The organism is Ruegeria sp. CK3, from assembly GCF_056536565.1.
The window spans coordinates 212939-237260 of the sequence record NZ_JBQFPV010000005.1 but is presented as its reverse complement, the minus strand read 5'-3'; the positions used below and the strand labels follow the sequence as shown (position 1 = coordinate 237260).

The window sequence follows — 24322 nt, the reverse complement described above, 5'->3', positions numbered from 1 at the left end:
GTTTAACGCTCGTCGCGCTGGATATCACATGACAGTTTAAACCATCTAAAAAGTCTGTTCTGGGCCCGATGCGGACATTGGCCTGAATATCGCGAACGGCTGCAATGCGGACATAGCTGCCGTCCACTTAGCACAAGGCAATGACCGCTCGCAGTCCAAAGAGGGCACCAAAATGTACTGCGCTAAGTAGGCTCGCGCACAAAACGCAAAGCTGGACTCAGGCAATTTCTTTGAAATCACAATTGATTTTGCAGCGAATGGCTCGGCAAAAACGCAAAAGATCCAGTGTCAAATTTTGATTCAGCTGCTTTTCTCAATAGTGTTGGAAAGCAGAAAATTATTGATTGCAAGTCGCCAATCATAAGGGTCAAGGTTGCAGAACGAAACTCTCGTATCTCCTTCACGGTCACGTAACCCATCAACTTTACTGGCGATCACATTGCGCTTCGCGGCAAGCGCTTCGTCCAGCACAAGTCCATAAGCCTCCCAACGCGAGGGAATCGCAATGATATCGACGGCTTGATAAGCCTCTGCTGGATCTTTGGCATGACCCCTAAATTCGATGCGCAGGTCACCCTCTGCCAACGCCTCAAGGTATGAACGCTGACCGCCTTCGCCAAAGATCAACAAGCGCGCCTCCGGCGTTCGGGTTGACCGAAAACCCTGGATCAGGATGTCGAACCCTTTCTGCTGTTCCAAACGCCCGATGGCACCAATTGTGGTCCTTGACTTGGGAGGTATCGCCTTTCGTGACAAGCGCTCAAGATCAACGGTTGGAGGAATGACGATCAGCTTTTCCGAAGTAGCCAGGCGTCGTTCCTTCATCCAGTCCGACTGCGCATGGCTGACCGCGACCACCTGATCGAAGAAGGAATAGATCACCCGCAGCATCGCAAAGAACCGACGTTTGTGTGGGACATTCAGGGTGGTGAATGCCCGGGTGTAACTGTGTTCGACATGGACCAGTCGAGTGTCCAGATGCATTGCGCGAAGCGATGAGAACGCGGGCAGGCTTCTCCAACTTGGTACGACGTGGGACACGATGACATCCGCATTCAGTTTGCCCCAAGAAAACGCGGTCCGTTTGACCTTCAACACTTTTTGCTCGACCGCGCCGGACAGATCTGATTGCGCCAAAAGATGGTCGAGCATCCGCATCACGCCACCCGCTGTGGTGTCGTCTACCAAGTGGAGGATCTTTTTCTGTTCCATGATGACGCCTCTCTCAGATCGATTGCAGTTTGGATTTCATTTGTGCCACCCGGGTGATCGGGCCGGGTCCAAACGTTTTCAACGCAAGGGCTGCGGCGAAAGTGCTGAACGATTTCATAGGTTCCTCAAGCACCGGGCGGAGGCTTTCCTGGACGCTTCGCGCAAACAACTCCCAAGCTTTGTCCCGATCGAGGTTGGTGATGGCCCGCCGCGCCAGATAGCGCAGCTGATAAGCGCGGGCCGAGGGTTCGTGCCGGGCAAAGAATTCAGGGTTCAGCGGGCGCAATTTCGCTACCATCCTCTCCCACGCCTCTAACTGGCGATCCAAAGCCGCCGAAAGCCCGCCTGCATTGATCCGGTAGTGGGTCAGAAGCCCCGGAACACCTTCGATCTGCCAATCGGTCTTCAACATCAACCGCATCCAGCATTCGATATCTTCGGACTGCCGGAATGTCTCATCGAAGACCCAATCCCGCTGGGTTTCAAAGCTCGGGCGGTAGGCCAGAGCCTCCAGCACCGTCTTTCGAATAACGGCCGCCGATCCATTGCCGATTGGGTTGCGGTTCAGAACATGTGCTGCGGTCACATCCTTCAGGCGGGGTGCTTGTTTGATCCCCATCGCGCACCCCGCCTCGTCGATTAAGGCACTGCCGGAGTAACTAACCCCCACATCCGGTTCGGCCTTGAGATGGTGAATATGAGCCGCCAGCTTCTCGGGCATCCACAGATCGTCGGCGTCGCAAAAACCGATGAACGTACCCCGCGCGGCAGCGATGCCGGTGTTTCTGGCCCCCGCCAGCCCGCGGTTGGCTTGCTGGACAACTCGTACGCGTGGATCGCTTTGGTGCGCGCGGGCGATCTCGGCGGTCGCGTCCTGCGATCCGTCATCGACGAAGATGATTTCGAAATCGTCATAGGTTTGCGCCTGCAGTGACGCGAGCGTTTCGGCCAAGGTTGCTTCGGCGTTGTAGGCCGGTAAGACGATGGATGCTGTGGGCATGGTGATCTCCTTCGGAATGCTCATGAAAACAACGCACGCTTGATCGCTTGCGGCAGGATCGGGGCCAGCGCGGCCCCTGCGGCGGTGGGTAGTCCTCGGCGCAAGGGCAGCAGGAAACTACGCGCGTGCAGCCCCAAGCCGTTACGTGTGTAAGACAGGGCTTGACCCTGATGCCCTAGTCGCAGCGCCCGGCGTGCAAGATAGCGCTGATAGATGGCCTCGGATGACCGCGACGGGAACACGCCATATGATGCGGCTGTTTTGACCGCGTAGGCCCGCCCAGCGCGCATTGCGGCCAAATCCGACGACAAGCCCCGGGCGCTGGTGCGATACCAGACTTGGAACTGATTGACCCCTTCGATGGTGAACCCTTCGCCTGCGAGGCGGATCAACAGCTCCAAGTCTTCGTTATGCACGGTTCTCGAGTCTAACCCGCCAACGGCGTTGAAGACTTCACGACGTATCGAAAGATTGGACATCGTGCAGACCGGATTCTCAGCCAACAGCTCCTGAATGGTCAGCGTTGCACTTGGAACGGCCGAGCATGTCTGAGAATCTCCGGGCTGATCGGTGAAGAACCGGATTTGCCCAAAAACTGCATCTGTTAAAGACGGCTGGAAGGCTTCGTTTAGCTGCGCCAGCTTGTCCTCGTGCCACAGATCATCCGCATCACAGAACGCCAGTATGTCACCCTTGGCCAGCTCGGCCCCATAGTTGCGGGCGGCGCTTGGGCCATCGAAGGGGCTGCTTGCGACCCGGATGCGTGGGTCTTGCGCGATGTGATCCAGCACGATGGACAGACACGCGTTTGAGGGACGGTCACCGACGCAGATCGCCTGCCAATCCGTGAAGCTTTGCGCGCGGATACTGGTCAATGTGTCGGCAATTGTATCCGCATCGGTGTGAAACGGCACGATGATGGCAAAACGGGTCATTGGAAACCGAGGCTCTCTGTTGTGTTGTGATCCCGAGGCAGCAGCATCCATGAGGCGGTCAGCATCAGGGCAGCACTGGTCAGCAGGTATCCGATCGCCACCAGCATCAGCCCGAACGGCGCCATGATCGCGGTGTTGATGATCAATGCGAATGCCAAGGCCGCGCTGACCCGCAGCTCGGCAATCGCGCGGTTCTCGGACCGTAGCCAGCCGGCCACGGCGGACCAGATGACGCTGGGTAATGCGGCAAGGCACAAGACCGAAACCACCGATGAAACCTGTTGCCACTCGGCCCCCAGCAGCAGCGGCACATAGACCGGCGCAACCGCGGCTTGCAGAAAAACCAGCGGGCTCAGCACTAGGAGGGATGTGCCGAGCCCATGACGCAGCGCCTTGGTTTTATCCGGGGCTGCGCAAAGATATGGGAAAAGAACGACTGAAAAGGCCTGCGTGAACGATGTCGCCAAGCCGAGCCCAGCGTTGAAAGCCATGAAGTAGATGCCAAGGCTCTCGGCCCCCAGCATAGCGCCGACGACAAGCTTGTCGGCCTGCAGACGCAGAACTTTGACGATCTCGACCCCCAGAACGGCCCAGCCGAACTCAACAAAGGGGCGAAGGGCAGCAATTCCTTGTTTGGTGTCCGACGCCCAAGGGCGGAGGCGGCGCATTAGGACCAGCCAGATCGGAGCAGCCAGCAAGCGGGGCAGCACCAAAGCCAGCGGCGAGGCCCAGAGCAGCGCCAGTAGCGCCGCCATGACATTCGCACCAACCACCTGCCCTCCGGCAATGGCGGCGGTCTGCTGCAGCTTGCCCTCACGCATCGCAAGCGCGGCCTGTACTAGACCGGCGGGCATGAACAGGTACTCTCCCGCCAGTATGGCGAGCAGCAGCGCCAGCGCCTCGTGCCCTATCGCGTAGAGGAACGCAGCGATAGCCAGTTGCAGCAAGAACAGCGCCCCGCACCAGACCCAGAAAATACGATGCGCGGTTTTGCAGCGTTGTTCCAGCTCGGCCTGCGGGGCTTGGATGATCCTCTGCCCCACGCCGTTTTCAGTCAACGCCTTCAGGATATCCCCCGCCGCAAGGGCAGCAGCAGCCAGACCGATCGCCTCGGGGCTGAGGCTGCGGGCCACGACGACAACGACCACAAGACGCGAGGCTTTTGCCGCCACTTCGGACACCGCGTAGGCCAGCAAGTGCCGCAAGAAACCGGAATGTGCCAATCGCTGAGTCATGTCGCCAAATGTCCAAAAAACAGTGTTGGGATCAGTTCTAATTGGCCGCGACATCCCTGTCCCAGACGCGGGCGAACAGCAGGAAGAACCATCCGGCGAGCGACCTATCCGAATGGGATAAATGGCAATCCCGATGCCGGTCTGACGCACATCAAGACACTGCTGTAGCTGTGGACGCAGTTCAGGAGAGTTCAAAATGACACGACATTTCAAAGTATTGGTATTGGGAGCCGTCAGTGCGATTGCTCTGTCGGGTTGCAGCAGCATGAAAACCCCGCGCAACATCGAACCCGTCGCAAAAGGCGACAGTTATCAAGCGCAGTACCGTGCCCCCTCGCGGCGCCGGGCAAATGGGCCCTTGCTGCAAGCGGAACATATGAATGGGCGCGCCTGTATGCCTCAGACCAGGGATCAGGGCGCAAGCGCCTTTGCCAAATGGTCTCAGCCCGTGCTTAGCGCTCTGCAGGGCGAAAAGCTTTCGCGCAATGACATGGTGCAGATCACCATCGACGGTGATGAGCTTCTCAGCGACACCTATGTTGTGTCCCGCGATGGCGATCTGAAGCTGCCCTACCTGCCGCCGGTGCGCGCGCAGGGCAGAACGACCGAGCAGGTGGAGAGGGATGTCGCCCGCGTTCTGGTGGCGGCGCAGTTCTACGACAACACCCCGCGTGTCACGGCGCGCATCAGCGATTTCGCCTCGGTCACTGTCGGCGTGAAAGGCGCAGTGTTCGAACCCCACTCGGTCGAGATCGGAGGCACTCCCGGCGACGCGCTGGATCGAGGGCGTCAGGGTGTGCTGGGGGCCTCGACCGAGGCGCGCAACTTGTCCGTCGCCATTCGCGCCGCCGGAGGGGTGCGCCCGGATGCGGATCTGTCAGCGGTCGAGCTGCACCGGCAAGGCACGATCTACCGGATGGACCTACGCGGCGTGTTCGAAGGCTCAGACCCGACCGACATCATGCTGCTGGCCGGGGATCAGATCGTGGTCAACAGCCGAGGGTGTTTCCAGGATGATCTGATGCGTCCCAGCCCGATCAGCCCGCCCGGCGTGACGCTTTATATGTCCAACCTTACGCAACCTGCCACAGGTAACGCAGAGTCGGCCATCGGACGCGACGTACGTGAAGTTCCTTATGGCACGCGCTACCTGCAGGCCGTAGTCGATACCAATTGCGTCGGCGGGGCCAAGACGACCAACGCCAATCGCAGTGCGGTCCTGTTCACCCGCAACCCGATGACGGGGAACTCGATCGTCATTGAACGCAATATCGAAAAGCTGCTGCGACGTGGGGATCGGGATGACTATGACCCCTATGTTCTGCCGGGTGATGCGATTGCCTGCTACGACAGCAAAGTGACCGGCTTGACCGAGGTCGCCCGCGCGGTTGGTATCGTCGGCGCAGCGGCACTGCTAGCCCCCTAAATCAATCCCGAGCGGGCGATGCTTTCGCCCGCTCCCAAGCGGTAGAAACTGCGGCGAGTTTGTCAGTGATGTCTTTGTGTTCTTTGACCGCAGTCTCTACCGCAATTAAAGCCTCTCGAAACTCTTCCGCGCCGAAGGTCGCTGCACTGCCAGCCAGTTTGTGACAAACCTGAGCGACTTGGGTCAAATCTGACTGGTCAAAAGCCCCGGTTTCGAGCTGTTCAGCGAACTCATCCCCTTCGGCAATAAACTTGGCATGCAGGCGGGCAAAGACGTCGGGCCCGAGGCTGTCTTGTAACCCTGCCAACTGAGCCAGCTGCGCGTGCTCCAAAATCCGCCCCTCGGTGCGCGTGACCACCGAAAGCGCCTTGCGCAGGGCATCAAGCGAGATCGGTTTGCCGAGGAACGCTGTCATACCGACGGCGCGAAAGGTTTCTACCGCGTCTGGCAAGACATTGGCCGACACCGCGATAATCGGCACATCTGCCGACTGCCCCTGACCATTGCGAATATGGCGCGCAGCGGTTGGCCCATCCATCACTGGCATGCTGATATCCATCAGGATCACGTCGAACCTCTGACTGCCGGCCCTGTCGACGCCAATCTGCCCGTTTTCCGCCGTCGTTACACGGTGACCGTCAAGCGCCAGCATGTTGCAGATGACCTCGAGGTTTATCTCGTTGTCTTCGACCACCAACAAGTTCAGAGGGCGAACGGTCTCAGTGTTGATCTTTGCAGCTTCCAACAGTTGGTCGCGTGCTGACGGCTGCAACGGCACCCTCAGCCAGAAAACGCTGCCTTCGCCAAATGTGCTTTCCGCCCCAACCTCACCTCCCATGGCCTGCGCGAACCGACGGGCAATCCCCAAACCAAGCCCGGTTCCTCCGACCGTGCGGCCGATAGAGGGGTCGCTGGTGTAGAAGTCATCAAAAATGGCGTCGATCTCATCCGCGGCGATGCCAACCCCAGTGTCGATCACACGCACTTCGTAGACATGTGCCTTACTCTGATCCGAAGGTTCACATCTTTCGACCTCGATCGACACACGGCCATTTTCGGTAAACTTGATCGCATTACCCACAAGGTTCAGCAGAATTTGCCGCAACCTTTGCGCATCAGTCGCGACATGCGGATAGGCCCCACCCACCCATTGCCAAGAGATTGAGTTGCCGCGCGAGGCCGCATTGCCGCTTTGACCATCCACCAGGTCCTGCAGCATCGCGTTCAGGTCGGTTGGCTCGTGCGCGACTGACAGCTTTCCGGCCTCGAACCGAGCAATATCCAGCACCGCATCCACATGATTTTGCAGAATCTGGCCTGAGATCTCCATATTGCGGACAAACTGAGACTGCTGTTTGGTCGCGCGTGTATTCTTGAGAAGGGTGAGGTTGCCCAGCAGCCCGTTCAATGGCGTTCTGATCTCATGGCTCATAACAGTCAGAAAATCCGATTTGGCCTTTTCCCCGGCAAGAGCGCGGTCGCGGGCCGAGACAAGCTCTTTCTGATCGGCCACGCTTTGCGAGATATCGCGGACGAAACCGATGACGATTTCCTCGTCCCCGGTCTGGGCGGATTGCAACGCAAGTTCGACGGGAAAGACATCACCATTCTTGCGCATCGCCTCAAGCTGGACGCGACCTTTGCCGACGACGTGGCGGTCTCCTCCGCTCTGCATCCGCTCCATGCCTTGGTTGTGGGCCTCGCGTAGATGCGAAGGCACAATCAATTCACCGATCGAATGCCCTTTGGCCTCTGCCTCGGAATACCCGAAAATTGCTTGTGCAGCCGCGTTGAACTCCAGCACTGTGCCGGCGGCGTTCACCACGATCACGGCATCCAATGAGGTCGAGAGGATCGTATTCATGCGTTGGTTTGCCTGCTGAATCGCCTGCCCCCGCCGATCAGCTTTGCGGTTGACCACCAAGAGGTATGCGCTGACCGCAGTCAGCGTCAGAAATAACCCACCGGACAAAACGGCCAGTTGAAACAGGCTGAGCGCGGTTTCCTCACGGCGCTGATCCGACTGGCTTGCAAAGTACGAGATCGCCGAGACCGAAAGTTCGCGCACCCGCGGAGCGATCCCCTGAGCACCGTCATAGAGATTTGACAGCCCAGCAATCAGGCCTGGGTCCTCAGCGTCGATTGTAGGCACCGAGGCCTTCAAATAGGCGGAGACGTCGTTCAGAGGTTCAACGAATTTCGGGTCACTTCGCAGCGTTTCAAACAAACGCGAGGTGTCAAGAATGTCGATACGACTATACAAAAGATCGAAACGGCGGCGGACAAGGTCCAGGTTTTCAAGACTTGGCCCTGCATCCGATACACCCGCCTCAAGCGCGTTGAGGTAGAACAGGAACTCGACTTCGACCTGCGTTAGCGTCCATTGCACGTTATCCGTCCGGGCTGACTGCCGGTCGCGCAGGTCGGATATCACCTTGGCGGACAGCAACAAAACCAAAGCAAGGGCACCCAGAACGGCGATGCCGATGAGCCCGAAAGCCCACCGGCGCCGCGAGTGGTTTTGGAAATTTCTTGTCAATGTCTGGCCCGTATCGCCCACTTCATACCGTATTGTAACCCCACGCTATTTAACGATTTCTAACCTGTCGAGTTGCCAAATACTGCGAGAGTAAATCACCTCTGTCTGGTACTTGGTGTCACTGTCGTATGGATATACGATCCATAGCGGACCTTTCTGCCGCCGTGACATCGCCGCGCCGTCCATCTCATAGGCGACAATCGGGTCCTGTGCCGAGATCGACGCCACAGGGATCTCAACCGCGTAGTCGTTGATCGCCGTCGCCCGGATCGCCTCGCCCTCTGCTCCGATCCGTTCCAGCAAGACAGACAGGGGGACGCCGACAAAGTTGGTTTCGCCTTCAGTCCAGATCGTCGAGGTTTCAAAACTGCGCTGCGGTAGCGCCTTCAACATTTCCATATCGAACTGCGCCGCCCCTTCGGGCCCGGTCTGTGCGATATTGCCCGAAATGGTCAGGACGACCTCACCTGACGGGGCCGCCAAGTCTTCGGCTTGCGCAGACGTCAGGCAAAAAGTGAACGCCGCTGTTATGATCGCAAAAAACAGACGCATCTTGGTCTCCATTTCTTTGACCATAAGAAACCAGAAATAGGTCCGCAGCGACAGATGGGCATGGGGATACGCACCTATCCGTTCGGATAGGTGCCTCTGTCTTATGCGGCGGCAGACAGGAGGTTCATGCGCTGACGTAGCATGGATTTGAACCCGTCCCGCAGTTCGGCACGTTGCAACGCAAAGACGGTGGTTGCCTCAAGATATCCGGCGACCGATCCACAATCGAAGCGCTCTCCTTGAAAGGCGAAGCCGTGGCAACCGGTCCTTTCGATATCCGCCGCGATCGCATCGGTCAGTTGGATTTCATTGCCCGCGCCGGGTGCCAATCCGTTCAGCTGATCGAAGATCGAAGGGTGCAGCAGATATCGCCCGACAATGCCAAACTCGGATGGGGCCTGGTCGGCGGATGGCTTTTCAACCAACCCTTTCAGATGTTGCACCTGCCCTCTCCTTTGCTCGATATCGACCACGCCATAAGCGCTGATCCGGTCGGATAGGACGGCTTCGGTCGCGATCATGTGGCTGCCTTCAAAGTTCTGGACCATTTGCGCCAGGACCGGACGCTGCGCGTGGATCACATCATCCGGCAAGATCACGGCAAAGGGTTCATTACCGACAATGTCACGCGCCAGAGAGACTGCGTGGCCCAGACCGCGCGGGCTGTCTTGTTGGATAAAACTGTATGTCTCGTCCTCAAGGTGCGTGCAGCGTAATCGGTTCAGCAGGGTGGTTTTGCCGCCATCCTTCAGTTTGCGCTCCAGCCCCGGGTTCCGCCCAAAATACGTCTCCAGCGCGGATTGGCCGGTTGAGGTGATAAAGATGAATTCATCAATCCCGGCGGCGCGGGCCTCGTCCACCGCATATTGGATCAAGGGACGGTCGATCAGTGGCAACATCTCCTTGGTCACCGATTTGGTGGCGGGCAAAAACCTTGTGCCCAGACCCGCGACTGGGAATACAGCTTTGCGAATACGTGTCATTTCAATGCTCCTAGGTTTGATCAGTAAGCGCCTCTGCCCGAGACGACGGCACGTGCGGTCATTGCGATGAGAAATAGGTTCAGAAGGGGCGAGCGGGCGCGGACATAGGCCGTATCCAGTTCGATCATGCGGTCAAAGCCGATGCCCGCGCGGCCCGAAACCTGCCAGAGGCCAGTGATACCGGGACGCACCTGAAGGCGCTCAAGTGCTTGTTCAGGATAGGCTGCAACCTCTTCGGGCAAGGCCGGGCGCGGGCCAACCAAAGACATATCCCCTTTCAGCACGTTGAAGATTTGCGGCAGTTCATCCAGCGAGGACCGGCGCAGAACTTTCCCAACACGGGTGATACGCGGGTCATTTTTTGCTTTGAAGCACACGCCTTCACGATCCGAATGGGCGAGGAGGTCCGCACGCTGGGTTTCGGCGTACTGCGTCATAGAGCGGAACTTGTACATCGTGAAAGGCACGCCGTTTCGACCGATACGTGTCTGTCGAAAAAAGGCGGGGCCGCGACTGTCCAATCGCACCAATGCGGCGATTGCGGCCATAGGCAGGGCCAGAAGAGACAGCGCGACCACCGCCAAAGTGAGGTCCAGCAGGCGACAAGCTGAGACCTTGGGAACAGAATTGTACGAGGCACGCCCGAGAAACTCGAAATTACCCATTAGATATCTGCGGGCCATGCGACGGGGCTCCATCGCCAACCGCCATGCCCACTCCATCCGGAAGCGCCGAACAATGCGCGGTGCCCGGCGCACGTTGCCAGCCAGGAAATCAAACAAAGCACCCACGCCCAGCGCGATACAAGGATCAAGCCGGTGGCGGTTCTGCGTGATCCACAGCTCCTGCAGCGGGACGCCCATCGCGACCAACAGGATGTCCGCGCCGGACTGGTTGATATCGTCGATCGCCTCATCAACCCGCGCGGCCCCCGCGTAGCCATCGCGGGTACCAGCCACGGCCAAATCGGGGAACATGTGCTGCAACCGCGCCGCCGCTGCCTGAGCTGTTCCGGGACGTCCCCCCAACAGGTAGACCGACTGCCCAAGGCACGCCGCGCGTTTCAGCAGTTTGGGCACAAAGTCCGTACCGTTCAGGTTCTCGGCCAACGGGACGCCTTGCAACTTTGCCGCGACCTCTACTCCAATTCCGTCAGGTAGGATCATATCTGCCCGGGCCAATGCTGCTCGATAGGTATGGTTACGGGCCCGTATGTTTGCGCAATGTGCGTTCAGGAAAAATACCGTCCGGCGCGTCCCATCCAGCAGTTTTGAGATCACCTGTCCAGATTGGGCATTCACAATTGGCAAACCCAAAATCTCGGTCTTTTTCAGCGGTGGTATGGGTGTTGGCTGCGCGCCTTTGTACATATCTTGGACTGACAGGAACTGCATGGAACTCTCCGATCAACGATGACAATCTGTGGCTTCAGACTGCCAATGTGATCCTGCAACCGATAGGCGAGCATCCGGAGAGGGATCGGAGAATAGGTCTATTCAAGCGCCCCCGCAGCACATAGCGTGGTGGAAACGGCCCGCTGACCTATCCGATTGGATATTCACCTGTCCGTCAGGAAGGCTTCATGCCATGGGTTCAATGATTTATTAACGCATTTGGGTGTGGTTGGGGGCAGACGGAGATTTGAGATGAAAGTTCTTATTGCTGACGACCACGAGCTTATTTTGGACACGCTCGTTGCCTTTATAGATGCCGCAGGCGGGATCGAGGTAGAGACCGCGCCGGATTTCCCGGGCGCGAAGACTCTGATTGAGAACGACGGAGCCTTTGATCTGGTCCTTCTGGACCTGAACATGCCCGGCATGAACGGGTTGGCCGGACTTGAAACCTGCATCGCTTTGGACGGTGCCCAGCATGTGGCATTGTTTACCGGCGACACCTCGCGCGATCTGGCGCAACGCGCGCTGGAACTTGGCGCGGCCGGTTTCGTCCCCAAAACTCTTCCGGCCAAATCCCTGGTGAACGCGATCCGTTTTATGGCGATGGGAGAACAATACCTTCCTGCTGGTTTCATGAACGCAGAGCAGCCCGAAGACTCCCACCCCATGGCTCAAAAACTCACAGAGCGAGAGCGGCAAGTGCTCAAGGGACTGACTGAGGGCAAATCCAACAAGGAAATCGCCCGCGATCTGGATCTGTCAGAGCCGACGATCAAACTGCATATGAAGACTTTGTACCGCAAAGTTGGTGTCAGCAATCGAACCCAGGCCGCCTTGGCCGCGCGCGAGGCGGGGTTGTTCTAAGCGTCACTATCCAAAGGGATAGGGGGCGCTCCCAATCCCCTCGGCCCCTAGCCTGCTGAGCGAATGATCGGCGATCAGATGCGGTGTATCACCCTTGCAAGAAAGGGTTTTTCCATGCCGCAACAGATTTCGAACTCCTCTGATTCCACGCGCGACATGCAATTTCTGCATTGGGTGCGCATTTCCCGATCCAATTTTAGAACGCTGGGGTGGCGTCGCATCTTAAAGGGTGGGCGCCTTAGCGATCTAGGCCGCCTGCCCCGTTACGTGGCACTGTTCCTTCTGGGGGCGAGTTGCATCTGGGCCCCGATCAGCGGATATCTGGCAACCGCGCCAGTCAAATACACCTCACACGCATCGCTTATCCTGCCAGGGTCTGGCGCTTCGGCATCGGTGAACCTGGCCAATATCGGTCAGGCATCCTCATACGCGAATTCTGCCTTTGCCAACGGTTCGATCAGCCCGACCGAGACGTATAAACGTTTGTTGTCGGCCGATCGCATCCTCGATGCGGCAGCCAAGGCGGTAGAGGCTGACCGAGATGCGTTTGGCAAGCCGCGGGTTCAACTGGTCGATCAAACCAGCCTGATCCATATCGAGCTTCAAGCGGCCTCTCCGGCTGACGCTCAGCAATATGGTGACGCCCTTGTGGCGGCTCTTTTCGCCGAAATTGACGCCCTGCGCGCCGATGAAATTGCCACCCGTAAGGCCAGCAATACGGGCGCGATCGAAGACTACACGCGCGCAATTCAGGCCACACGGGCCGAAATCAAACAGCTGCAGTCGCAAAGCGGCCTAGTATCAGTCGCGCAATACCAAGAGCAGGTCGCTGCAAATGACCGTGCAAAGCAGGAGTTGCGTACGCAGGAGAGCGAGCTGGCACGCCAATCGGAACGTGTCGCCGCGCTTCAAGTCGCGTTGGATCTGCCCTCTGATGCAGCGGCGGCAACGCTGAAACTCTATGCTGATGCGCAGTACCTATCGTTGCTTGAGGACGTGTCGGCGGGGGCTGCAAAGCTGGCGCAAGCTGACGCGACCTATGGATCGCGCCATCCGATCTACGTGAATGCCCAAAACGACTATGAAGGGGCGCGTTCAGTTGCGTTACAACGCGCGTCGCAGGTGACGGGCTTGACGGCCGAGCAGCTCGGTGGACTGGATCGCGCGCCGGAAGGGCAACGGGCGCAGTTGCTCAGCGAGTTGGTGCGCGAGGATGCCTTGCGTGCGGGATTGGAAGAACATGTCGCGACGCTGCGCACACAAGTTCGTCTGGAAACTCTGCGCTTGTCAGACCTCGCCCCCATCGCCGCTGAGTTGGAGGACCGGCAGAGAGATTTCGCAGTGGCAGAAGCCGTGTTCGCCTCTGCCATCGCTCGGTCCGAGTCGAAAAAAACCGATGTCTACGCCTCCTACCCGTTGATCCAAATGTTGGAAAACCCGTCGCTTCCGACCCGCCCGACTTCACCGAACAAGAAGATCTCGATTGCCGCCGGGATCGCCGCAAGCTTTATGCTGCTGATGGGTTTGGTGCTGGCATGGGTCCGGAACCCGCTGATCTCAAAGCTGCTGAAAGACCAGAGAGAGGCCGCAGTTTGACGCGTGTAGCCCCTCAAACCCCGGCCGAAAAGATCGTCTGGTACACGCTGATCTGGACCTGGCCGTTCTACGGGCTCGGTGCGCTCTATGTTGTCGGTCCAGTGCTGGGTTGGATGTTGGCTGCGATGGCCGGATTGTCACTTTACCTTGGCCCGGCGATCCGCTCGGACATGCGCGCAACCGGCCCCGTCCCCGCCTTGGTCTGGATCTGGAGCGTTGGCATGCTGGTTATGCTGGTCTCACTTTGGGCAGGCCACGCGGATTGGAACCTCGGCACCAGCAAAACGATCAAATCGAGCATCGGTTGGGCCAAGGGTTGGGCGCTGATCCCGTTGTTTATCCTTGCAGGGGCGGTTTTACCAATCCGGCGAGCGGTTTTAGTAAGAGGACAATGCGCGCTGGGCCTTTGGACCTTGTGCATTCTGCCGTTGTTAATTGTCGCCCCCTATGCCGGTCTGCCACATCTGCTGTTTACGTCTCCGTTGAAAGCAGTGGGCGGCCCGGGGCCTGAGTATTTCTCGGTCTACCTGTATACAATCGACCCCGCCGGCGGCACGCCGCGTTGGCAGTTCTTTGCGCCTTGGTCGCCATTCGCGGCCTTGCTGGGCGTCTGCATGGTCTTGTTTGCTCTCGAAGAAAAGCACCGCAGCTGGAAGGTGATCGGTTTGGCTACCGGAGTTCTGATGATCCTGATGTCCAAGTCCCGTATGGGCTTGGTTGGATTAGTAGTCTGCTCGCTGTCACCCCGCCTTTTGCCGCTTGTCGCCCGCAGCTTGGGATGGCTGTTATTGTCTACAGCCACCACAGCCATAGCCGTTTGGGGCGCAGTCTTTGTCGAATTCGGCAACCGAGCCCTCTACAGCTTCAGATCCGCGCGCGCCGACAGTACACGCGTACGCGAAACGCTGCAGCGTATTGCGTATGAGCGGTGGCAATCGGATGCTATGATATTCGGGCATGGCACAGTCAGACCCGGAGCGCATCTTGTCGAATACATGCCGATCGGCAGCCATCACACCTGGTACGGGTTGCTATTCGTCAAAGGGTTGACCGGATTTGCCGCGTTTCTCATCCCTTTCCTCGTTCATTTCGCAATCGTCACCTTGGACGCCATAAAGTCGGAACGCGGGAGGCTGCCGCTCGGGCTGTTGCTCACTGTTCTCCTGCTGACTTTTGGAGAGAACGTCGAAATCCAAACCTATCTCCTCTGGCCGACCTTACTGATGCTCGGATTGCATTTGCGAGAGGTCAAATCAGTGTGTCTGGGAAGCTGATACGCCGCTAGGATTGTTGCGATACCAGCGTAGTGTCAGACGTCATTCTTTTGGGTTGGTTCAATTACCACTCTCGAGAACGAATGGTAGAGGGTGCTGTCAGACTAATTCGAACCAGTCTCAGTTTGCTGCGGAAACCGCGAACCTATCCGGAACAAAGCTGACGCCACTCGCTAAGAGCGGCGGCGCGGGTCAGCTTGAAGGTATCTCGACTGGCTAGCGATCTTTCCCGGTTGAAGTGGTTGTAGACGGAAGAATGGACGGAGGCGAATTTCTGTAAACTTCGCATGCGTTTGAAACGTTGCATCGCGCGTTCGCGTCGTCGAAATGGGAGGTGCGAATTCTCGACGCGGTTGTTGAGCCACCTGCCCGTCCTTTGTTTTTCAAGCGCGCCCATTTCTCTGAGCGCAGCCTTGTAGGAAGCGAAGCGATCTGTGACGATCTCTTTGGCGCAACCGTGTCGCTTCATCAATTTCTTTAGGAATTTCAGTGCTGCAGCTTTGTTTCGGCGTTTGGTGACAACGGCTTCCAGCACCTCACCTTCGTGATCAACAGCCCGCCAAAGATAATGCCGCTTGCCATTCACCTTCACGAAAACCTCGTCAACGTGCCACTTCCATTTGGAGAAGGCGCGCAGTTGCTGCACACGCTTTCTTCGGATCTCCGCAGCAAACACCGGCCCGAACCTGTTCCACCAATATCGGACAGTTTCGTGGCTAACGTCGATGCCTCGCTCGTGCAACAGATCTTCGACATTCCGAAGCGAGAGCGGGAAACGGATGTACAGCATAACCGCCAAGCGGATGATCTCGGGACTGGTTTTAAAGTATTTGAAAGACATGGGTCTGGTCATGGGCAAAAGCTACGCAACCACCCTGCCCGCCTCAAGCAAAGTTCTTCTGACAAGACCCTGCGCCTAATCCGGGTCGCTTTCTGCCCGGGATAGCGGTCGTTCACGCTAGGTGCAGCGAATGACCGCTCCGAGCCCAAGGCGGAATCCCATCGTCAGGTCTAACTATTCAGAGAAGTGGAAAACCCCAAATTCCTCTCGGGTAAAGGTCTAAGGTTTGCTAGACAGCGTCACCAAGAACGCAACCAAGTCTGCAATCTCCTGCTCGGATAAACTCAATTTCGCGAGTATGGCTTCACCATCAGAGTGCAACCGTTCCATGTCAATTTCGCTGTAGTGTCGGATTACCGCATCCAAGTCGACCAAGTTGCCGTTATGCATGTAGGGCGCTGTTTCGGCTACGCCCCGCAGGCTGGGTGTCCTGAAGGTTCCAAAGTCAGAATGGCTCCTGCGCACACCGCGAACTGCCCAAGCCCCTTGCTTATCCGGATCGTCGCTCCAATCCCCGTCCAGGGTATATTTGCTTGATAGTAATATGTTCAATCCGCCAAACCGCCCTTCGTCTACTTCGGCTCCGTTTAGAAAATATGGTACGCCGGCGTCGTGGAACTCGTTGTTGGAGAATCTTGGACCGTTGTGGCAAAACACACAATTGCCGCGTCCCAAGAACAACTGAAGACCTCTCTGTGCAGCTTCAGGATAGTTCGCCGCCTCGGCAAAATCGCTGCGTTCCAGCGCGTCTCTAAAATCGTCAAATTGTGTCGGTTCTGTAATTAAAGTTTCCAGGTAGGCTGATAAAGCTTTGGCCGTGTTTACCAAAACCAATTCTGGGTCTTGCTTTTGGATCTCACCAAAAATCTTCTCAAAGTCATAAATATACGGACTGTCAGAAATTGCTGCTTTCAGACTCTCTCTATTGTGCGCCATCTCTTCGTCTTCGATGATGGGATGTAAGCTGGCGGCCCAGAGGTTGTCACTCTTGCCGCCCCAACCGTACCATCGAAGACCCGCTAGGTTTCTCAGAGATGGCGTGTTCCGATCTAGCAGAATCCGGCCGAATGCGCGCGCTTCTTTCGTAGTAAATGCCTGCTCAGGATCATGGCAACTTGCGCAGGCAAAGGCACCATCGACGGACAACAACGGATCGTTGAACAAAGCCTCGCCGAGCGCAATCGCGCTGACATCGTTTGAAACTCTGTTACTTGGATCCGGCTGCAAAGATGGTGGCCACGGTCCGAAGGAAAGCGTTTGTTCAATTTCGTCTTCAGACAACAAAACTTCTGCATTCGCGGCACTTGCCAAGACCACCAACGCGACTGACACCCAAAGCCTCATCTCAGCTCAAGCTCACTTGTATAGGAAACCGATTGCCCATTGTAGTCGACGTCCACTTGCAGTTCCCACAAACCTGGCATGTGAAACAACAGGTCATCGATACGGAATTTTCCTTCGTCCAACGCCGTTACCTTGGGAGTGTAGTTTAAACCGTGTTGGTGAGCCGGCATGATTGCATCGACAAGTATTTCCCTCACGGGAGTTTCATTGCAGACTTCGATTAGAATGGAAAACGGTTGAGCCAGTGGAATGACTCCTGACGAGACATAGACCTCAGGTGCGTTTGCGGCATCTGAAGCTGCGCGTTGCCCCACCGCTTCACACGCAGCGACCGGCCCTGATGAAATCAAAAACCAAAAAGCCCAGAGGTTCATTCTGTTGCCAGCATACGTTCCGCGTTTACGTACGCAATATTGTCTGCAATCTGATTTGGAAGAAGGCTTAACCATTCACGCGAATAGTCGGCATGAGGGCCAACGTAGTACCAACGCTCTGGGGCGAATGTATCCGTGCCAACCATAAAACGATCGGGATGTGCTTCAAACGCGGCCTTCCAACCAGGGTCGACGCGGCCCTGTGAAATCATACCTGAACGAAACGCTAGATCGGCCCAGAGTCTAGGGTGGGTGTCCAGGGCGTCTACCACACTTTCAGGATCGACAAAGCCTGAATGGGCCCACAAAACGCGGGCTTCGGGCCATGTTTCGAAAATCAGGTCAACCGCCTCGCGATCGCCGTGGTGATGCAGAATTAAATTCCGTTCTTTTGCCAAAGCGATCATATGCTGGATGACCGGCGTTTTGATATCATTGCCATAAGCGTGAAACTCGCCGATGGCTTCGTATTCGTTCTTCGCCAGATTTGTTTCCAGATAGTCGACTACAGTTTCGTCGTGCATCCAGGTGTTGATCTCTCCGCGACGACGGTAAGGACGAAGTGCCGGGACAACGATATCTGGCGCTGCGTCCAAGAGCAGTTGAGTACCATTGTCATCAGAGCTGGAAACAAGCGCCTTTCGCACGCCAGCATCCCGCAAAATCCTAGCCACTTGTTCAGGTGGGACCAGCTCCACAGCGTCGTGACTGTAGTGAATATGCGCATCAAAGATTGGTCGGTCATCTGCGGTCGCTGTACCGTTCAAAACGACTAAGGCAAAGAGAAGGAGATATCTTAGCACCGTAAGCTTCCTCATTTGAACTATTGCATTTCTGACAGTGGTGTATCGTAGCAGAACGTCCAGAGCCTACGACGATCGGCCAGTATAAAGCCAATCATTTTGCCAGTTGATTTTGGTCGCGTAGAACGCCTGCTTTGTCCGCAGAGCAATCATTCGTCGCAACTCTTTTCAATGTCCGCTTTGCGGAACAAACGGTCTCAGCGTTTTTCTCGAGTGTTGCGACCAAGCGCTACTCATCCAAGAAACGGGTATTGTTTTTTGGTTTGCGCTTATCCAAGCGGTCGACCGCCGATACTTCTCAGAACTAGCGGCTTGTTGCTCGCATCGAGGCGCGATGAATTCTTAACTCATTATTATTGCGGATTTTTGTAACGCTGGGTCGGGGTGCACCCAATCTGCGGCGGCTTTCACTCGGCTGTCGCTCAAATTGAACATGAACATTCACAATGCGCGCTGATTACCTCGGCGCGTGGCAAGAGAGGTGCGCTATGAAGCAGAGCTCCGCAAGAAGACAACCAAGAGACGATCGACAAGACCGCCGGTCAAACGAGAACTTCGAAGAGCGCGGTGATCGTCAACGTGAAGATCGACGTGGCCGAGACGAAAACCCACGTTCCGAAGATGTAAGCGAGATAGTAGCTCGCGCCGTAGATGGAACCGGCAACAACGCGGCGAAAGTTGACTGGGGTTCTGCCGGACAGGACCTACTTAGACTGGCACCAAACAGTTTTGTGGATGGTATCGGAGAGATGGACGTCAGCAGACCAAATCCACGTGCAATCTCCAATGCGGTTGTTGCCCAGGAAGGTGAGATTCCCAGCAGTTTTGGTATCAGCGATATGGTTTGGGCCTGGGGTCAGTTTATTGATCATGACCTTGACCTGACCGAGGGCGGAGACACCGAATTCGCTCCGATCGTCGCCCCTGTGGGTGATACTGTTTTTGAGCCCGGCGGCGTAATTTCCTTCTTCCGGGCTGATCCGGTTGAAGGCAGTGGCGAGGATTTTGAGCGCACATATCACAACGAAATCACGGCGTTTATTGATGGCAGTATGCTTTATGGCTCTGACCAAGCTACAGCCGCCACACTGCGTGATGGAGCCTATCTGATACTGGACGACAATGGGTTGCTAGTTCAAACCGAGGATGGCGGTGTTCTTGCGGGGGACGTACGCGCAGCAGAGAATATCGCGCTGACGTCTCTGCACACACTGTTCGCGCGCGAACACAACCGGTGGGTGGATACACTTGCAGAACGACAGCCTGGTTTGTCCGAAGAAGAGCTTTTTGATGCAGCCCGCATGCGGGTCGAGGCAGAGTTGCAGGCGATTACCTTCAACGACTTCCTACCAATCCTCGTCGGTGAAGAAGCTATCTCTAGTTATTTCGGATATGATCCGACGATCAATCCGGGTATCGCAGTCGAATTCTCAGCTGCGGCCTATCGGTTTGGCCATTCTCTTTTGTCGTCAGATCTGTTGCGTCTTAACGAAGATGGCAGCAGCATCGCGGAAGGGTCTATTGCGCTGCAGGATGCCTTCTTAAACCCGCAAGCCATTGAAGACGCAGGGGGAATTGATCCAATCCTACGCGGATTGATGGGAAGCACAGCCCAAGAGCTTGATACTATGGTCGTCGAGGACGTACGTTCCTTCCTGTTTGCTCCCGATGGGTCCTTCGGGCTGGATTTGGCATCGATCAATATTCAGCGCGGTCGAGACCTTGGCGTCGCCAGCTACAACGACCTGCGTGAAGCGTTCGGTCTGGAACGGGTGGAAGACTTCTCGGGCGTGACATCGGATGCCGAAATAGCGGCAACGCTTTCGGACCTTTACGACAGTGTTGACGACCTAGACGCCTGGATCGGCGGGCTGGCCGAAGACCCCGCAGACGGCGGTATTCTGGGTGAAACCTTCTCGGCAGTGATAGTCGATCAGTTCCTGCGTCTGCGGGATGGCGATGCCTATTGGAGTGAAGCCGGGTATCTGAACAAAAGTGACGTAAAGGCCCTCTGGGATACGACTCTGGCGGATGTGATTGCGGCAAACACTGGTATCGAGCATCAGCAAGAGGATGTATTCTTTGCTGCTGGACGTATCGGCGGAACCAATGAAAACGATGTTCTCACTGGGACCGATGACCGCGATCTCTTGATTGGCTTTGAAGGCGATGACGTAATCACCGCAGCAAACGGCGATACCGTGGTTGGCGGTAGCGGAACCGACCGGTTTGTCTTTGAAGAAGGCGGAGCATTCATCGCTGACTTTAGCAAAGCAGATGACGATATGATCCAGATTGATGGCAGTGCCTCGCGTGTTTTAATCAGCTACGAAGTGGAGGACGACGAAATCACAACGCTGCTAACGTTGTCATACGGTCGTCGAAGCGAAGTCGAGGAACAGGAAATCCTGATCGCTGGAGACATCGTGGAGGCGGATGATCTAGAGACACAGATCTCGATCAGCGTTGACCACAGTAGCCTAGACTTGATTGCCTAGATGCTGACGAGAGGCAACACTTTGGCAATTGACTAAGACTTCATACACAGTCAGAAAATTTGCCTCTGGTATTCGCAAACAGGGCCTGCTCTGTTTGCGATTTTATCCACTACCTTTGTCATGTTTGGAAAATAAGTTGGCCAATAAATCCGCATTTAGTTCCGACGGGATAAAGTTCTCAGTACACGGCGAATTCACAGACGATACCATGGTGTTTCAACGCGGTTTGTGCGACACCGCTCAATTTCCAATTGAGGCTTTTCCGAAGGACACAATTACAAGTGTTGCCGCGATGGAATTTCGCGGACATGGCGACTCAGAAACCGGGCCTGTTGATGACTTCTCGATCAGACAATTCACAGACGACACAATTGCGCTCATAGAGGCAAAGGCTTCCCGTCCTGTGGTAATCGGTGGTATTTCCATGGGTTCTGCAGTTGCTCTGCGTGTGGCAGCTAAGCGACCTGAGCTTATCCGAGCATTGGTGGGGTGCTGTCAGACGAATTCGAACCAGTGTCAGTTTGCTGCGAAAACCGCGTACCTATCCGGAACAAAGTTGACGCCACTCGGCGAGAGTGGCGGCGCGGGTCAGCTTGAAGGTGTCTCGATTGGCTAGCGATCTTTCCTGGTTGAAATGGTTGTAGACGAAGGAATGGACGGCGGCGCACTTCTGCAAACTTCGCATGCGCCTGAAACGCTGCATCGCGCGTTGGCGCCGCCGTAACGGGAGGAGCGAGTTCTCGACGCGGTCGTTCAGCCACCCTCACGTCTGTTGTTTTTCAGCGGCTCCTAGCTCTCTGAGCGCGGCTCGATACGATGCGAAGCGGTATGTGACGATGGTTTCCGCTCAACCGTGTCGCTCTATCAATTTCTTGACGAATTTCAGTGCTGCAGCTTTGTTACGGCGCTTCGTTACAACGGCTTCCAGCACCTCACCTTCGTGATCAACATCCCGCCAAAGATAATGCCGCTTGCCATTCACCTTCACGATAGCCTCGTCAACGTGCCACTTCCATTTGGAGAAGGCGCGCAGGTGCTGAACACGCTTCCGTCGGATCTCAGCTGCAAACATTGGACCAAACCTGTTCCACCAATATCGGACAGTTTCGTGGCTCGCGTCGATGCCTCGCTCGTGCAACAGATCTTCGACGTTTCGAAGCTAGAGCGGGAAACGGATATACAGCATCACCGCAAAGCGGATGATCTCGGGGCTGGTTTTGAAGTACTTGAAAGAAGCAGGTCTGGTCATGGGAAAAAGCTACGCAACCGCCCTGCCCGCCTCAAGCCAAGTTCTTCTGACAAGGCCGTTCCACCAATATCGGACAATTTCGTGGCTTATGTCGATGCCTCGCTCATGCAGCAGATCTTCGACATTCCGAAGCAAGAGAGGGAAACGGATGCACAGCATCACCGCAAGGCGGATGACCGCGGGACTGGTTTTGAAGTATTTGAAATAGGCAGGTCCGGTCATGGGCAAAAGCTACGCAACAACCCTACCCCGCTCAATCAAAGTTCTTCTGACAAGACCAATCCCGCTGCTACACTCCTAATCTGGCTGGAATTGAAATAGTCTGAAACCCAGCGACTGACACCGTGGCGTGCAAAGCAGTCAATTTATGTAAGACCGGGAAAATATGGCGCTTGAAGAACCTTTCACAGAACTCAAAATAAGAACTCAGGGAACTGGCTTTTACAAAGGATATAGCCTGCCGATTGCGCTGGTAAGCAAACTTTCGGTTTCTCTGCTCGTTCTCTGGGCGCTGGTTTGGCCACTATCTGCGAACGATAAACTGCGATCCTGGAAGTCAGGAGTGCTGGCCGAGTTCAACACATTTTACAACCTTTCCGTTGGATTATTTGTATTTTTCCTTTTCCTTATCGCGCTCATACCTTCAACCGGCCGGATGAGGCTGGGTTTAGAAGATGAGAAACCGGAATTTTCAAACTTCTCTTGGTTTTCGATGATGTTTGGGGCGGGTCTAGGCGTGGGCCTAATGGTCTATGCAACCGCCGAACCACTCGGCCTTTGGGAAACAAATCCATTGACTATTTCCGGGGAAGTCGCACCCAAAAGCGAGGACGCTATTGATGGAGCCTACCGCTATACCTTTTTGCACACCGGATTTCACGCCTGGGCAATATACGTCGTCACCGGCCTTAGCCTTGCCTATTATGCGTTTACAAGAGGCATGCCGCTAACAATCCGCACTGCACTGACCCCATTGCTTGGAGAATACTCAAACGGTGTTGCAGGCCATGTGGTCGATGTACTCGGCGTCGTTGCGACAATACTCGGCGTGGCGGTAACGATCGGTTATGGCGTTTCTCAATTGGTGGACGGTGCGTTTTTAATTACCGGTGCGAATTGGCTTGTTGAAAAAGAAGTAACCAAAGTGATCCCGTCAACCGCCGGCCTAATTACGGCGTTGATCGTTGTTATGATTATGTCGACACTCTCAGCCGTCTCTGGCGTGGGGCGTGGTGTCAAATACTTGTCAAATATTAATCTTCTCTTTTCACTGGTATTGCTGGCGGTATTCATTGTTTATGGTTCATTCGCTTTTGCGGCGACGACCTACGCCACAGCACTGGTTGACTATATCAAAAACTTTGTCCCGCTGAGTTTCCAAGCTTTTCGACCGATTTCCGAAGGCGAGTTTGGCTCCGCATTGCCAGCTGAGGCTGCGCCCTTTGTCGGCGAACTCTTCGCGGGTGCAACTGATCCCTGGGGAACAAAAGCAACCTATCTTGAGGGTTTGAGCAACGATACAGCCGATCTTTCTGACGCGACCAAGACTGCAGCTTATGACGCGGGCACACGAGGCAGGTTGTTCGGATGGCAGGCCGGATGGACTACATTTTATTGGGCATGGTGGATCGCGTTTTCGCCCTTTGTCGGCCTTTTCCTAGCGCGTATCTCCAGAGGGCGAACCGTACGCGAGTTCATATTTGGCGCGGTCATTGCCCCGTCCCTCGTTTGTTTCGCGTGGATGGCCATTCTGGGTGGAGCGGCCATCGATCTGGAACTAAATGGGAATGCAAGTGGATCAATCCTCGCAGCTTCAACGACGGCAACCCTGTTCGTCACATTGGGGGAAATGATATCGGGCAACTTGCTCGCGGTAGTGAGTGTCATGTGTGTGCTCTTAACCATGACATTCCTTGTCACGTCCGCCGACTCTGGCATCCTTGTGATGAACACGATCATGTCCGGTGGGTCTGAAAACACCGGCCTTCTTCATCGTATCCTTTGGGGTGTTCTTCTGACTCTTGTAATTGGAACTTTGCTGATCGCTGGCGGCGGCGGATTGGAAGCATTGACCAATTCGATGATCATCGGGGCATTGCCGTTCAGCGTCGTTTTGCTACTGATGTGCGTCTCTCTGGCCAAAGCAATGATCAACGACTTGCGCCGATTGAACCACAAGACTCGGACGGGTTCGTGATTG

At 55.9% G+C, this 24322-nt stretch carries 19 protein-coding genes and 2 pseudogenes; 7 read left to right on the top strand and 14 right to left on the bottom strand.

Features of this window, described 5'->3' with window-relative positions; translation table 11 throughout:
* Positions 1-300 precede the first annotated feature (300 nt).
* The 4 genes from ACR0C3_RS08810 to ACR0C3_RS08795 are packed head-to-tail and all read right to left on the bottom strand — an operon-like array spanning position 301 to position 4382.
* Positions 301-1212 (bottom strand): glycosyltransferase family 4 protein, encoded by a 912-nt coding sequence (locus tag ACR0C3_RS08810; protein WP_170723050.1) that lies wholly within the window; start codon positions 1210-1212, stop codon positions 301-303.
* A 13-nt stretch (positions 1213-1225) separates the two neighbouring features.
* Complete coding sequence (locus tag ACR0C3_RS08805) at positions 1226-2212, bottom strand: glycosyltransferase family 2 protein (RefSeq protein ID WP_480758097.1); 987 nt, start codon at positions 2210-2212, stop codon at positions 1226-1228.
* A 20-nt stretch (positions 2213-2232) separates the two neighbouring features.
* Positions 2233-3147 (bottom strand): glycosyltransferase family 2 protein, encoded by a 915-nt coding sequence (locus ACR0C3_RS08800; protein WP_480758096.1) that lies wholly within the window; start codon positions 3145-3147, stop codon positions 2233-2235.
* On the bottom strand, positions 3144-4382 hold the full coding sequence (locus tag ACR0C3_RS08795) for an oligosaccharide flippase family protein (protein WP_480758095.1): 1239 nt from the start codon (positions 4380-4382) through the stop codon (positions 3144-3146). The genes ACR0C3_RS08800 and ACR0C3_RS08795 overlap by 4 nt, the downstream gene beginning before the upstream one ends.
* Before the next feature lie 196 nt (positions 4383-4578).
* Here ACR0C3_RS08795 and ACR0C3_RS08790 point away from each other — a divergent pair, with 196 nt between their 5' ends.
* Entirely contained in the window at positions 4579-5808 is a 1230-nt protein-coding gene (locus tag ACR0C3_RS08790; RefSeq protein WP_480758094.1) for a polysaccharide biosynthesis/export family protein, read from the top strand.
* Position 5809: 1 nt separating this feature from the next.
* Here the strand turns inward: ACR0C3_RS08790 and ACR0C3_RS08785 are convergent, their stop codons facing one another.
* The 4 genes from ACR0C3_RS08785 to ACR0C3_RS08770 all read right to left on the bottom strand — a co-directional run bounded on the left by ACR0C3_RS08785 (position 5810) and on the right by ACR0C3_RS08770 (position 11276).
* A complete protein-coding gene (locus tag ACR0C3_RS08785; RefSeq protein WP_480758093.1) occupies positions 5810-8347 on the bottom strand; it encodes an ATP-binding protein in 2538 nt (845 codons plus the stop codon).
* Between the two features lie 45 nt (positions 8348-8392).
* Positions 8393-8899, bottom strand: coding sequence for a putative pterin-binding protein (locus ACR0C3_RS08780; protein ID WP_480758092.1), 507 nt, complete (start codon positions 8897-8899; stop codon positions 8393-8395).
* Between the two features lie 101 nt (positions 8900-9000).
* Positions 9001-9882, bottom strand: coding sequence for a UTP--glucose-1-phosphate uridylyltransferase (locus tag ACR0C3_RS08775; protein ID WP_480758091.1), 882 nt, complete (start codon positions 9880-9882; stop codon positions 9001-9003).
* Positions 9883-9902: 20 nt separating this feature from the next.
* Positions 9903-11276, bottom strand: a complete 1374-nt coding sequence (locus tag ACR0C3_RS08770; RefSeq protein ID WP_480758090.1) for a WecB/TagA/CpsF family glycosyltransferase — start codon at positions 11274-11276, stop codon at positions 9903-9905.
* A 252-nt stretch (positions 11277-11528) separates the two neighbouring features.
* On the opposite strand from ACR0C3_RS08770, the gene ACR0C3_RS08765 reads away from it, so the two are divergent.
* From ACR0C3_RS08765 to ACR0C3_RS08755, 3 genes are all read left to right on the top strand, one after another.
* The gene (locus ACR0C3_RS08765) at positions 11529-12143 is read left to right on the top strand and encodes a response regulator transcription factor (protein ID WP_170723061.1); all 615 of its coding nucleotides are present in this window, start codon (positions 11529-11531) and stop codon (positions 12141-12143) included.
* Between the two features lie 114 nt (positions 12144-12257).
* Positions 12258-13739 (top strand): GumC family protein, encoded by a 1482-nt coding sequence (locus ACR0C3_RS08760; protein ID WP_480758089.1) that lies wholly within the window; start codon positions 12258-12260, stop codon positions 13737-13739.
* Entirely contained in the window at positions 13736-15013 is a 1278-nt protein-coding gene (locus ACR0C3_RS08755; protein WP_480758088.1) for an O-antigen ligase domain-containing protein, read from the top strand. Before ACR0C3_RS08760 ends, ACR0C3_RS08755 begins: the two co-directional genes overlap by 4 nt.
* Positions 15014-15158: 145 nt before the next feature.
* Here the strand turns inward: ACR0C3_RS08755 and ACR0C3_RS08750 are convergent, their stop codons facing one another.
* From ACR0C3_RS08750 to ACR0C3_RS08735, 4 genes are all read right to left on the bottom strand, one after another.
* Positions 15159-15866, bottom strand: coding sequence for an IS6 family transposase (locus tag ACR0C3_RS08750; protein WP_480758087.1), 708 nt, complete (start codon positions 15864-15866; stop codon positions 15159-15161).
* A gap of 207 nt (positions 15867-16073) precedes the next feature.
* Positions 16074-17186 carry a cytochrome-c peroxidase gene (locus ACR0C3_RS08745; protein ID WP_480758086.1) on the bottom strand — a complete coding sequence of 371 codons (1113 nt, stop codon included), beginning with the start codon at positions 17184-17186 and terminating at the stop codon, positions 16074-16076.
* A gap of 8 nt (positions 17187-17194) precedes the next feature.
* Entirely contained in the window at positions 17195-17572 is a 378-nt protein-coding gene (locus tag ACR0C3_RS08740) for a hypothetical protein (RefSeq protein ID WP_170642943.1), read from the bottom strand.
* The gene (locus ACR0C3_RS08735) at positions 17569-18390 is read right to left on the bottom strand and encodes an amidohydrolase family protein (RefSeq protein ID WP_480758085.1); all 822 of its coding nucleotides are present in this window, start codon (positions 18388-18390) and stop codon (positions 17569-17571) included. The genes ACR0C3_RS08740 and ACR0C3_RS08735 overlap by 4 nt, the downstream gene beginning before the upstream one ends.
* A gap of 431 nt (positions 18391-18821) precedes the next feature.
* On the opposite strand from ACR0C3_RS08735, the gene ACR0C3_RS08730 reads away from it, so the two are divergent.
* Both ACR0C3_RS08730 and ACR0C3_RS08725 read left to right on the top strand, forming a co-directional pair.
* The gene (locus ACR0C3_RS08730) at positions 18822-20873 is read left to right on the top strand and encodes a peroxidase family protein (protein ID WP_480758084.1); all 2052 of its coding nucleotides are present in this window, start codon (positions 18822-18824) and stop codon (positions 20871-20873) included.
* Positions 20874-21009: 136 nt separating this feature from the next.
* The gene (locus ACR0C3_RS08725) at positions 21010-21489 is read left to right on the top strand and encodes an alpha/beta fold hydrolase (protein WP_480758083.1); all 480 of its coding nucleotides are present in this window, start codon (positions 21010-21012) and stop codon (positions 21487-21489) included.
* On the opposite strand, the pseudogene ACR0C3_RS08720 reads toward ACR0C3_RS08725, so the two are convergent.
* Both ACR0C3_RS08720 and ACR0C3_RS08715 read right to left on the bottom strand, forming a co-directional pair.
* Positions 21415-22122: pseudogene (locus ACR0C3_RS08720) on the bottom strand (IS6 family transposase). The gene ACR0C3_RS08725 and the pseudogene ACR0C3_RS08720 overlap by 75 nt on opposite strands.
* A 57-nt stretch (positions 22123-22179) precedes the next feature.
* Positions 22180-22344: pseudogene (locus tag ACR0C3_RS08715) on the bottom strand (IS6 family transposase); the annotation flags it as partial.
* Between the two features lie 163 nt (positions 22345-22507).
* On the opposite strand from ACR0C3_RS08715, the gene ACR0C3_RS08710 reads away from it, so the two are divergent.
* A complete protein-coding gene (locus ACR0C3_RS08710; protein WP_170719234.1) occupies positions 22508-24319 on the top strand; it encodes a BCCT family transporter in 1812 nt (603 codons plus the stop codon).
* Positions 24320-24322: the final 3 nt, after the last annotated feature.

Bases quoted from the DNA above. Each gene is read 5' to 3' on its own strand.
- ACR0C3_RS08810 (WP_170723050.1), bottom strand. From the start codon at position 1,212: ATGGAACAGAAAAAGATCCTCCACTTGGTAGACGACACCACAGCGGGT.
- ACR0C3_RS08805 (WP_480758097.1), bottom strand. From the start codon at position 2,212: ATGCCCACAGCATCCATCGTCTTACCGGCCTACAACGCCGAAGCAACC.
- ACR0C3_RS08800 (WP_480758096.1), bottom strand. From the start codon at position 3,147: ATGACCCGTTTTGCCATCATCGTGCCGTTTCACACCGATGCGGATACA.
- ACR0C3_RS08795 (WP_480758095.1), bottom strand. From the start codon at position 4,382: ATGACTCAGCGATTGGCACATTCCGGTTTCTTGCGGCACTTGCTGGCC.
- ACR0C3_RS08790 (WP_480758094.1), top strand. From the start codon at position 4,579: ATGACACGACATTTCAAAGTATTGGTATTGGGAGCCGTCAGTGCGATT.
- ACR0C3_RS08780 (WP_480758092.1), bottom strand. From the start codon at position 8,899: ATGCGTCTGTTTTTTGCGATCATAACAGCGGCGTTCACTTTTTGCCTG.
- ACR0C3_RS08775 (WP_480758091.1), bottom strand. From the start codon at position 9,882: ATGACACGTATTCGCAAAGCTGTATTCCCAGTCGCGGGTCTGGGCACA.
- ACR0C3_RS08770 (WP_480758090.1), bottom strand. From the start codon at position 11,276: ATGCAGTTCCTGTCAGTCCAAGATATGTACAAAGGCGCGCAGCCAACA.
- ACR0C3_RS08765 (WP_170723061.1), top strand. From the start codon at position 11,529: ATGAAAGTTCTTATTGCTGACGACCACGAGCTTATTTTGGACACGCTC.
- ACR0C3_RS08760 (WP_480758089.1), top strand. From the start codon at position 12,258: ATGCCGCAACAGATTTCGAACTCCTCTGATTCCACGCGCGACATGCAA.
- ACR0C3_RS08750 (WP_480758087.1), bottom strand. From the start codon at position 15,866: ATGACCAGACCCATGTCTTTCAAATACTTTAAAACCAGTCCCGAGATC.
- ACR0C3_RS08740 (WP_170642943.1), bottom strand. From the start codon at position 17,572: ATGAACCTCTGGGCTTTTTGGTTTTTGATTTCATCAGGGCCGGTCGCT.
- ACR0C3_RS08735 (WP_480758085.1), bottom strand. From the start codon at position 18,390: ATGAGGAAGCTTACGGTGCTAAGATATCTCCTTCTCTTTGCCTTAGTC.
- ACR0C3_RS08730 (WP_480758084.1), top strand. From the start codon at position 18,822: ATGCGCGCTGATTACCTCGGCGCGTGGCAAGAGAGGTGCGCTATGAAG.
- ACR0C3_RS08710 (WP_170719234.1), top strand. From the start codon at position 22,508: ATGGCGCTTGAAGAACCTTTCACAGAACTCAAAATAAGAACTCAGGGA.